This is a genomic window from Flavobacterium sp. A45 (assembly GCF_002001005.1).
Classification (GTDB): Bacteria; Bacteroidota; Bacteroidia; order Flavobacteriales; family Flavobacteriaceae; genus Flavobacterium.
Genome location: NZ_MUNX01000071.1, coordinates 100,698 through 112,059, shown reverse-complemented (window position 1 = coordinate 112,059; position 11,362 = coordinate 100,698). Strand labels below are relative to the sequence as shown.

Here is an 11,362-nt window from a genome sequence, read left to right as displayed (position 1 = left end):
AAACTACGGCTGTAAGTCCTATATTTGTTGAATAAATCAATTTTTAATTTTTTTGAGAATGAAATTTATTCAAACACAGGTTTTAACTTTAGAACAAAAAGAATCGTTGTTTGAACTTTGGAACGCAGAATATCCCGAAAGAATTGGTTATAAAGATTTATCTGAATTTGAGAATTATCTAGATGGAGTTTCAAGCATAAAACATTATTTGCTTGTAAATGATTTGAATCAAATTTCTGGCTGGGCTTTTACTTTTGTTCGAGAAGACGAAGATTGGTTCGGAATTATAATTAATTCCAAAATTCAGGGGAAAAGATTTGGAACGCTTTTACTTGATGAATTAAAAAATAACACATCGGTTTTGAATGGATGGGCTACCGATCATCAAAATGATGTGAAAAGAAATAAGGAACCCTATTTATCGCCATTGGAGTTTTATACCAAGAATGGATTTATAGTTGATCAAAATATACGTATGGAAAACGATAAGATTTCCGCAGTAAAAATAAGATGGAAAAAGGGTATAGCAGGCTAGTATATTTCTTTCCCAATAGAATTAATAAAAAGAGAATTTCTTTTCAGCTTTTGTAATTAGAGCTGAAATTATTTATTTAAAACACAAATGGACATTACAAACAAAAAACATTTTCTTACTGTACAAGATTTTTCCGTTTCTCAAGAGGTTTTTGAACTTTTTTATGATGAAACACTAGATATGCTAATCACACATCCGCAACCGAGTTTGGATGTTTTGGGTAAATACTATGAAAGTGCTGATTATATTTCGCATACCGACTCGAAAAGATCAATTTTTGAAAAGGCTTATCATTTTGTAAAAAATATTGCATTAAAAAATAAATTGAATTTAATAAACTCTTATCAGCCCTCTAAAGGGTTGATTTTAGATATTGGTGCAGGAACTGGTGATTTTTTGACTGTTGCTCAAAATGATGGTTGGAAAACGGTAGGTGTTGAACCAAGTGATAAGGCCAAAGCAATTGCAAAAAATAAAGGAGTTTCTTTTGTGGAGAATACTGCCGAATTGGAAAGTCATAGTTTTGACGTGATTTCGATGTGGCACGTTTTGGAACACGTTCCAAATTTGGATGAACAAATTAAAGAATTAAAGCGATTATTGAAACCTAGTGGAACTTTGATTGTTGCCGTTCCAAATTTCAAATCTTTCGACGCAAAACATTATGGCAACTTTTGGGCCGCTTATGATGTGCCAATCCATTTTTGGCATTTCTCAAAAACAGCCATTCAAAAATTGTTTGCTAAAGAGAATATGAAACTGGAAAAAGTGCTTCCGATGAAATTTGATTCGTTTTACGTAAGTCTGCTTTCCGAAAAATACAAAACAGGTAAAATGAATTATCTTAAAGCCTTTTTCATCGGATTGCAGTCGAATTGGAAAGCCAAACAAAAAATGGAATATTCATCGCACATTTACATCCTAAAAAACAACTAAAACTTATTTTAAGCGATTTTAAGACGTTTATTGTGGTTTTAATAAGGAAACGGGTCGGATATTTTAATTTATTCATCTAAAAGCTTCTGTTAAATCCAGTTTTTATAACGATTTATTATCGATTTTAAATTTTAAATAATTTATATTTATACTAATAAAATAGTAGCATTTTTGAAACTTTTTATCAATACTATCTATTTTTTTATATTTTTGTCATCCATACATAAAAAAACTTGAAATACATCAAAATGAAGAAAGCATTATTATTTATCGCAATTTCAATATCACTTGTTTCTTGTGATAAAAAAGCAGAAGTGAAAGAATTCAAAACAGCTTATGTTGATACGGCTGAGTTGATGAAAGAATATACGGAAACTAAAGATTTAGAAGCAAAATATAAAGGGCAAGCAGCAGAAAAAGGAAGACAATTGGAAGCAGAAATCAATAGATTCAAACAAGATGCTGCTAATTTTCAACGTAATGCTCAAGCAAACGGTCAAGAATGGGCTCAAAAAAATGGCCAAGAATTGCAACGTAGAGAGCAACAACTTGCTCAAGCTCAACAAGCTTTACAAATGCAATTGCAACAAGAGAGTGGAAAAGAAATGGATTCTCTTGTAAAAGGTGTTAAAAAATTCATCAAGGATTACGGTAAAGAGAAAGGTTATGATTATATCTACGGAACTGGTGATGCAGCATCTATTTTATATGCTGAAGAGAAATATGACATTACTAAAGATATCGTAAAACTTTTGAATGAAAAATACAAATCAACTGCTAAAACAGAAGAAGCTAAAAAGTAATTTTTCGTTTGCATAAATTTATAAAACCTTCATCTTGAATAAGATTGAAGGTTTTTTTTTATTTTCATTATTATACTATTTTAGCTTTTAAAATTATACGCCAAATGCAATCCATATCTGAAGCCGCAGCTTATGCACTCCGTTTTATCAATCAAACCCATCAATCAGTTTTTCTTACCGGAAAGGCAGGAACTGGTAAAACCACACTTTTGAAGGAAATAATTGCGACAACACACAAAAACACCGTGGTTGTGGCACCTACAGGGATTGCAGCATTAAATGCTGGCGGTGTTACGATTCACTCGATGTTTCAGTTGCCTTTTGGTGGATTCATACCGGACAATTCTGCTCCTCAATTTTCCGATACGACCAAGTTTGAAACCAAAGCCACTTTGCGTAGACATTTCAAAATGAGCGGTCAAAAACGAGCTGTTATCCGTAATATGGAATTGCTTATTATTGATGAAGTCAGTATGTTGCGTGCCGATTTACTGGATGCGATGGATTATATGATGCAAACGGTTCGGAGAAAATCTGCACCTTTCGGAGGTGTTCAAGTATTATTTATAGGAGATTTATTACAATTACCACCTATCATTCGAGATGAAGAATGGCGAACGTTGCGAAATTATTACAGAGGAAAATTCTTTTTCCATGCGCATGTCGTTCAACAGTATCCGCCTTTGTACATAGAATTGTCTAAGATTTATCGTCAAACGGATGACCGATTTATTTCGGTTTTGAATAATCTTCGGAACAATGAGATTACGCCCAGTGATATTCAAACGCTGAATGAATTCGTAAAACCCGATTTTGACCTCAAAGCAAATAAAGGTTTCATAACACTGACGACTCACAATGCCAAAGCAGATGTGATGAACGCCCAATCACTTGCAGATCTGGTAGGGAGTCAAATGATGTTTATGCCTGACATCACAGGAGATTTTCCAGATAAAATCTATCCTGTCGATCCCTATTTGCAGTTGAAAGTTGGAGCACAGATTATGTTTGTCAAAAACGATTTGTCGATGGAAAAGAATTATTTCAACGGAAAAATGGGTATTGTAAAAACAATGACTTCCAAAGAAATCTGGGTACATTTTCCGGATGAAGACAAAACCATAGAAGTTGACAAGTACGAATGGCAGAACATTCGCTACACGGTAAACGAAATGACAAAGGAAATAGAGGAGGAGGTTTTGGGTTCGTTTGTGCATTATCCAATCAAGTTGGCCTGGGCGATTACGGTACATAAAAGCCAAGGATTGACTTTTGACAAAGCTGCGCTTGATGTATCGAAAGTTTTTCTGCCTGGACAGGCATATGTGGCATTATCTCGTTTACGATCCTTAAATGGGCTTGTTTTGCTTTCTCCGCTGCGAATGAATGGTATTTCAAACGATCAGGACGTGATGAATTACGCCGAGAACAAAGCCTCGGAAGAAGTTTTGGCGAATGCTTTAAAACGCGAAACCAAAAATTTTATTCTTAACTATCTCAAAAACAGCTTCGATTGGAATGAGTTGGCACAAGAATGGCGCAATCACCAGTTCAGTTATAATGAAGATGCCGAAAACGCTGTGAAATTCAAACACCGCACTTGGGCAAATAATCAAGCTGGGGTGATTTGGCAATTACTGGATCCTTCTTCAAAGTTTTTGATGCAGTTGGACAAATTGTTCCACAGCGAACAGCTAGAATTTAATCACATTTCAGATCGTATCAACGCTGCGTTTAATTATTTCATGGAACCAATGGACAAGCTAGTCTATGAAATTCTGTGGAAACTAGAGGAAGTTAAGCGTCTCAAAAAAGCCAAAGCTTTTTATGATGAGTTAATAGTCCTTGACGATCTACAAACTAAGGCTGTGCTTCAATTGATGAAAGCCAAATTAATGGTTGCCACTTTGGTAAAAGGAGAAACCATTTCGAAAGAAAAGCTGACTTCTCCAGAAATCAAGCAATATAAAAACACCAAGGTCGAGCGCGTCATCGAAGATTTCAAAAAAGCCAACATCACCCTAATTGAGGACGAAAAAGATGCCGAACGATACGGATCCAAGAAAACCGCGACTAAAGAACCCAAAAAATCAACAATTGAGGAAACGTACGAGCTATGGATGCAAAAGAAAACGGTACAGGAAATTGGCACCATACGCAAGTTCACCCAAGAAACCATTTTAGGACATCTTACCAAGTTGATACAGTCCAGAAGGATTACTGTCAGCGAAGTATTTTCGGAAGATAAATTGGCAGCGCTCACTGAGGCTTTTGCAGGTTACAAAGAAGAATCGGTTTCACCACTAAAAGAGAAATACGGTGACGCCTTCAGTTGGGAAGAATTGAGGATGTTCAAGGCCAGTTTGAATCTCAATTAGGCAAATTAAATTAAAAACCAAGTTCAATTCAAATTCATAATTAACCATTTAACCGACCAATGAAAAAAATTACCTTATTACTTCTCTTAGTTCTTTCACAATCGATTTTTGCACAAACCAAACTTACCGAAACCCAAAAACTGGCTGCCACCTGCAAAGTTTGGGGTTATTTAAAATATTACCATCCCAAAGTGGCGGATGGAAGTAAAAATTGGGACAATCAGCTTTTTGATGTATTGGGAAAAGTTGAACAAGCAAATACCAAAGAAGAATTTTCATTAGTTCTTGAAAACTGGATAGATTCTCTAGGTGAAGTAAATGAAATTGCTCCAATCATTTTACCAAAGGAAATTGATTTTTTTGACAAAAATTTTGATTTATCCTGGATTAACAACAATAAATTGTTTTCTGCAACTCTTTCGAAGAAGTTAAAATTCATTGAGAACAATAGATTTCAAGGTGAGCAAAATTATGTAGGACAACATAAAGCTGAAAACATTTTTATAAAAAACGAAAATTATTCTGGATTTCAGTTCAATAATAAAAAAACAACAATTCTTGCACTATTCACATATTGGAATTTAATAGAATATTTTTTCCCATATAAATACCTAATGGATCAGAAATGGGATACAACTTTAGACGAAATGTTGCCTGTTTTTATTGAAGTCAAAAACGAAGATGCTTTTTTCACAGTGATGCAGAAATTAACGGTAAAACTAAATGATACCCATGGTGTTTTTTACAATAATACTAAGACACACAGATATTTTCTCCCTGTTAATTGCAAAATAATTGATTACAAAATAATTGTTACAGAAATATTAGCCGACAGTCTGGCAAAAGCGGACGACATCAAAATAGGCGATGTAATCACCAAAGTAAATGACAAAACAATTAAAGAAATTATTATTGAAAACAGAGATTTAATCAATGGGTCAAATGAAGCTGCATATTTGGAGAATTTATTATTACCAACATTAACTGGATTTACAGAGAATATAAAACTGGAGTTTTTTAAAGATGGTAAGTATATAACAAAAATAATAAATAGGTATGATTATGATGTTTCTCATAGTAATAAACATAAAAAAACAATCAAAAAGGAGAAATTTAAAATTCTAGAAAATAATATTGGTTATGTAGATATGGGAACATTAACGGTTAAAGATGTTCCAGATATGATTGAAAGTCTAAAGTTGGCAAAAGCAATTGTTTTTGATATGAGAAATTATCCACAAGGAACTTATTTACACATTTCAAATTTTTTAAATTCTAAAGAAAAAGATTTCGCCATTTTTACTATACCTGTTTTAAATTATCCAGGAAGATTCAAATGGAGTAGACTATACATGTGTGGTTCAGAAAATATAAACAATTACAAAGGTAAGGTTGTGGTATTGCTTAATGAGAAATCTGTAAGCCATTCAGAATTTAGTGCAATGTGTTTTCAAACGGCAGATAATACAACAATTGTAGGCAGTCAAACTGCTGGAGCAGATGGAAATATAAGTCTGTTTGATCCTATTAAAGACTTGTTGACGGCATTTTCAGGCCTTGGTGTTTACTATCCTGATAGACGCGAAACACAAAGAATCGGGATCATTCCAGACATCGAAGTAAAACCAACCACTCTAGGAATTCAGCAAGGGAAAGACGAGGTTTTAGACCGTGCACTGCAATTTATAGAGATTGGGAAATAATTATGTCGGTCAATTTTTGTTTGCACTTTGTGATAAACTAAAGGGCCAATAATCTAATATAAAAGCTATAAAATTCATCTTATGGATTTCCATAAAAAAAGAGACTTGATTTCGATTCAGTCTCTTTTTTTATTTTCCAATTTCTAATGTTATTTCTAACCATTTTATTTCATTTAGTAGGGTTTAGGGCTTTAAAAGTTGTCGTGATTCATATGTGCGCTGTGCTTTTTTTTGTAATAATAGAGTGAAATAAATATTGCCATATTTACAACAATTAATAGTGACACCATTGGATTGAAATCTAGGACTCTCCCAAGATTTTTGGTGATTTTGCTTATTCCTAATAACATAAATGCAGCAATGCTTACATAAGAATAGATTAGGTATAAAGATTCTTTGATGGTAATGTGATTGTTTTCCATTTTTGATTGTTTTAAGTTAATTAATTTTAGGTTTTTAAACATCAAAAATTTAGGGTGATATAAAATTAAGTTAATTGTAATTTCATTAAAAATAAATCTGCCAAATAGCATGATATTCCGATTAAAAAGCAAAAACATTGGAGTTCAAACAGATTTTTATTTTTGTCGTTGAATGGACGAATCACATACAATGATTTTATTACAGAATTTCTTTATGTTTATTGTTTCCTCAAAAACATCAAAAATAGAAATGTATTGGAACAAAAGCATTCTTTTAGCTTACACTTTAATTGTTTTTTTTGTTTTTAAATGTCATAAAATCAAGTATTTATTTTATATCTTAGATGTCATTTCACTTTAATCAATCAAAGATATGTGTGCAAAAAAGGTAGATAATATTAAGCGATTAAGTCCTGAAGAATGGGAATCGGCATGGCAAAAACATTGGAAAAAAGCTCAATTAGATTATGAATTGCCAATAGTTGAGTCGGAAGAACGAAATTTTTTAAGTGTACAAAGAACAGCCGAAAAGGAAAAGGAGCGATTGGAAAGAATTACTGAGGAGTTTGAAATGGGTTTTACTAAACTCAGCCATCTTGGGCCTGCAGTGACTGTTTTTGGTTCCGCTAGATTTAAGCCTGGCGAACCTTATTATGAATTGTCTCGTGAAACCGGCAGTGCTTTTGCCAAAGCTGGGTTTACCGTCTTAACTGGAGGAGGGCCTGGTGCAATGGAGGCTGCTAATAGGGGGGCAAAGGAGGCAGGCGGTGTTACTTATGGATTAAATATAATTTTGCCCAAGGAACAACAGCCCAATCCATATGTTGATGATAGTTTTGAGTTTAAATATTTTTTCGTTCGAAAGGTTATGTTAGTGAAATACTCATGTGCTTTTATTGTGATGCCTGGAGGTTTAGGAACTTTGGACGAATTGTTTGAGGCGGCAACTTTAATTCAGTGTCATAAAATAGGACCGTTTCCGCTTATTTTGGTAGGGGGTAAGTTTTGGAAAGGACTGAGAGATTTTGTGGGATTCATGTCGGAACAAGGAGTATTTTCTCCCGAAGAAATAGGCTTTTCCCGAATTGTTGAGACTCCCGAAGAAGCTATGGAAATGGTTTTGACCAGTTTGCCAACCGATTTCAAAAATTGTTTGAAACCTTTGTAATACTGTTTTTATATACGTACTTGAATTATTTCTTTAGTTTGTGTATGTAATATCAAATTTAGTTTTATTTTTGTGACTGATTAGTCAATTTTATAAAATGAATAAAAGAGAAATACTTCTTGTTACGGCCCTTAAGCTTTTTGTTGAAAACGGATTTCATGGTACGGCGACTAGCAAAATTGCTATGGAAGCTAACGTTGCCACTGGAACGCTTTTTAATTATTTCAGTACTAAAGAAGAATTAATCGTTGTTTTATACCACTCGGTTATAAAAGATATGGATGAATTTATTCTCGAAAGAATGGAATCTCATTCGGTTTCGAAAGACGCATTCAGATCCCTTTTTAAGGCTACTTTACTTTGGAGTCTTGAAAATCCAATTCACTTTCAATATTTGCAGCAATTCAATCATTCGCCTTATGCTAAAATTGTTTCCGCATCAATGCTCAATAGGGAAGATCAGCCGCTGTTTATTCTAATTAAAAACGGAATCGACATCGTTCTTATCAAACAATTACCTGTTGCTTTTATATATTCTTTGTTTACAGCTCAAATCAGTGGTTTGTATGAATATATTCTGTCAACTAATCTGACTGAGGAAAAGCAAATTGAACTAAGTGAAGAAGCATTTGAAATGTTCTGGAAAATGATTGAGGATTAGATGAGCCATCATCGACTGATTAGTCAATTTATAAAATTATTGTCTTATTTATTCTTATAAAAAGCAGTATTGAAAATGTATCTAAACGAAAATTGCAGTTTCACATCTGTTCCGCTATTGCCTTTTGCCGCAGCTAGATTGAACTGAGGATCTCCTGCAAAGTCATTGTTTTGTCTTTTTCCCCATTGAAGTTCTGGACCCAATATGCAATTTTTTACTGGAGAATACAACAAGTTAACACTGGCATATTGCCCTGTTTTATAAGCGGTTGATAACTGCGCTTCGGTGGTATTATTATTTAAAATGGAATACCCGATTGAGGAACTGAATTTTGTATCCCAATAAATGTCAAAATAACTAACAACCCCAATCATTGGAATGGCAATACCCTTTATGGGTGCATTTATATTGTCATACTGTCTTTTGATTCCAATATCTGCATCCGCATCATTCATGTAGTTTTGAATCCCGGCACCCGTTGTGATTGCTCCGTGATAAATTACATTTTTGCCTAATTTTAATCGGGTGCTTAAACTCAAACCCCAACCTAAAGCACTTCCCGACAAGTTGTATTGATCGGTGTTGTTGTCTTCCCATTTTATGCTGCGAAGGATACCGGCCAATTCTAAATATCCCCATGAGTTGCTATATCGGTATTCTGCAGTAAAATCTGGAACAGAAAATCTTGGTTTTACATCTTCTAATATTGATTCATAAACAAATCCAGCCCCATATTCTCCTTGATCGGCTGTGGCACCAGGACGCTCTATCGCTATCGAAAAATTATGGTTTTCATTCCTGATTGGGGTATACCGTATTTGCACGTTTCGAAGAAATGGCACGGCGTTTGGCCCCATAAATTCAACGATATTTGGATAGAGGTCTATGTCCGTAAATAAACTGTTGTTTTGTCCTACGCAAAACTTCCCCAATTCGACATACGCGTATTTAAGTCGAAAAGCGGTGTTTCCAGCGTCTTTCCCCATCCCGAATAAATCAAATTCAAAATGTGTTTTGAGTTGGCCTACAGAAGTATCCACATAGTTTTTAATTCCAAGTGTGGTTTGTCTAACACTCATGTAATAAGCTCCTTGGCTTTGGTATTCATTTCCTTCTTTATCTAAAATTTGTGTTGGTCTCATGGTGTCATACCATTCTGGATTCATTCTTCCAAAATCATAACCGGAATCCATCATTATAAATCCGAAGATTTCCATGGTTTTGTCGCTTTCATTTTTTTGGGCAAGCAATGGGTAATAGCACATCAGAATCAATAAAGTGAAGTAAGGTACTTTTTTCATGTTTTTCGTTTTAAATAATGAATGATTAGCGATACTTGATTTGAAAGCAACAAATAAATGCGGTTTTTCCTTACCAAATTTATTAAATATATTTTAACTTTCTATATATCAGTTATTTATATTTTTTATCGACTTTTTTAGAATAAATTATTTAAGTAGTATTTGTAAGCGATATGTTTTTGTTTTTACTGGATCAGAATATTTTACTGTTTTTAGGCTGTTTTGAAGCTTATGTGGCTATTTTTATAATAAATGCAAACATGTTCCACTCCGTTAAAAAAATGATTTATATAAGCTAAAATCAATCCGAATAGTTTTTTGTAAAAAAAAAATCACGAACAATACCGTTTTTATTCGGGTTTGTTCGTGATTTTAGTATGGAAATTTAGATTTTTCTACAAAGATTGAATCAAGATCCAAGCTTCAGGATTGTCCGTTTCTGTTATGGAGTCTTTTTCTTTTTCCGCTTCCGCAAAAGTTGAGTAGCTACCGTATAAAACTGGGTATAGTCCGTTTTTGTTAATTCCCAAAACTCTTGCTTTAAAACCTTTTGCGATTAATTGGTTGTATCTTTTTTGTGCATTCGCTTCACTTCTGAAAGCGCCAGCCATTATGTGGTAAGGCATTTTTGCTTCTACTTCTTTCTCAGATTTCAAAGAAAGCGTTACGGCAGGAATTGGTGTTTTGATAAAGAAAGTAGCTTCCTGAATTTTATGCTGCACTTGTTTTTGAACGGCTGTTTCAACCAAAATAGTTTCTGAGGCTATTTGATTTTGATACATCGGATAACCAACAGATCCAGCAATTGCCAATCCGATAACGAAAACAGCTGCATATTTTAGATAAGGACTTCTTTCTCTAGTTTCTGGAATGAAATTAAAAATAGGTTTTTCTTCCTCGATTACTGCTGTTGATTTTTCAAATACAATTTCAGTTTTTGCAAGTTCTACTTCTCTTTTTACTGCTGGCGAAACAAAAGAAGTTAATCCAAAAGATTGTGCCAAATAATTGGTTTGCTCGTTTGGAGTGAAATAGATATTGTTTTCGGCATTCAAACTTAGAACACCGATATTTTTTATCGATAAACTACGATTTTCCTGTAGTGTTTTTTTCCAATTCAAAACCTCATATTCGATAGCGCTTACGGCATAGTCATATGATGTTTTCTCCGCTTGGGCAATATGATTTGCCAACAAACCATCATTGTTTTTGATGTGTGTATTAAAGGAAATCACCTTTTTTGGCGGAAAAAAAGAATGAGAGTTTTCAAGCAGTTGAGCCGATTGGATTTCGGTCAGGAAAGCTCCAAAACCAGGAACGGTTACACATTGATAACGGTATAAAAGTTGCGCGATGTAAAGTTCTATTTTCATAGTAACAAAGTTATACAACGGGAATAGTTATCAAAATTTTATTCACAATTTTTATTAACAATCTGCATGTATTACACAATCA

Annotated in this window: 10 protein-coding genes; 7 read left to right on the top strand and 3 right to left on the bottom strand. The window is 33.8% G+C overall.

Annotated features, from left to right (window positions below; translation table 11 throughout):
* Positions 1–58 precede the first annotated feature (58 nt).
* From B0E44_RS08205 to B0E44_RS08185, 5 genes are all read left to right on the top strand, one after another.
* Positions 59–535 (top strand): hypothetical protein, encoded by a 477-nt coding sequence (locus B0E44_RS08205; protein ID WP_077372822.1) that lies wholly within the window; start codon positions 59–61, stop codon positions 533–535.
* An 87-nt stretch (positions 536–622) separates the two neighbouring features.
* Positions 623–1,471: a bifunctional 2-polyprenyl-6-hydroxyphenol methylase/3-demethylubiquinol 3-O-methyltransferase UbiG gene (locus B0E44_RS08200; protein WP_077372819.1), complete on the top strand. Its 849-nt coding sequence runs from the start codon at positions 623–625 to the stop codon at positions 1,469–1,471.
* A gap of 248 nt (positions 1,472–1,719) precedes the next feature.
* On the top strand, positions 1,720–2,274 hold the full coding sequence (locus B0E44_RS08195) for an OmpH family outer membrane protein (protein ID WP_077372816.1): 555 nt from the start codon (positions 1,720–1,722) through the stop codon (positions 2,272–2,274).
* A gap of 104 nt (positions 2,275–2,378) precedes the next feature.
* A complete protein-coding gene (locus B0E44_RS08190; RefSeq protein ID WP_077372836.1) occupies positions 2,379–4,652 on the top strand; it encodes a helix-turn-helix domain-containing protein in 2,274 nt (757 codons plus the stop codon).
* A gap of 59 nt (positions 4,653–4,711) precedes the next feature.
* On the top strand, positions 4,712–6,355 hold the full coding sequence (locus tag B0E44_RS08185; protein ID WP_077372814.1) for a S41 family peptidase: 1,644 nt from the start codon (positions 4,712–4,714) through the stop codon (positions 6,353–6,355).
* Positions 6,356–6,546: 191 nt separating this feature from the next.
* On the opposite strand, the gene B0E44_RS08180 is transcribed toward B0E44_RS08185, so the two are convergent.
* A complete protein-coding gene (locus tag B0E44_RS08180; protein WP_124019306.1) occupies positions 6,547–6,777 on the bottom strand; it encodes a hypothetical protein in 231 nt (76 codons plus the stop codon).
* A gap of 373 nt (positions 6,778–7,150) precedes the next feature.
* Here B0E44_RS08180 and B0E44_RS08175 point away from each other — a divergent pair, with 373 nt between their 5' ends.
* Positions 7,151–7,945, top strand: coding sequence for a TIGR00730 family Rossman fold protein (locus B0E44_RS08175; RefSeq protein WP_077372808.1), 795 nt, complete (start codon positions 7,151–7,153; stop codon positions 7,943–7,945).
* Between the two features lie 97 nt (positions 7,946–8,042).
* Entirely contained in the window at positions 8,043–8,606 is a 564-nt protein-coding gene (locus tag B0E44_RS08170; protein ID WP_077372805.1) for a TetR/AcrR family transcriptional regulator, read from the top strand.
* A 44-nt stretch (positions 8,607–8,650) separates the two neighbouring features.
* Here the strand turns inward: B0E44_RS08170 and B0E44_RS08165 are convergent, their stop codons facing one another.
* Both B0E44_RS08165 and B0E44_RS08160 read right to left on the bottom strand, forming a co-directional pair.
* A complete protein-coding gene (locus B0E44_RS08165) occupies positions 8,651–9,907 on the bottom strand; it encodes a DcaP family trimeric outer membrane transporter (protein WP_254423266.1) in 1,257 nt (418 codons plus the stop codon).
* 395 nt (positions 9,908–10,302) lie between these two features.
* Complete coding sequence (locus B0E44_RS08160; protein WP_077372802.1) at positions 10,303–11,280, bottom strand: SPOR domain-containing protein; 978 nt, start codon at positions 11,278–11,280, stop codon at positions 10,303–10,305.
* Positions 11,281–11,362: the final 82 nt, after the last annotated feature.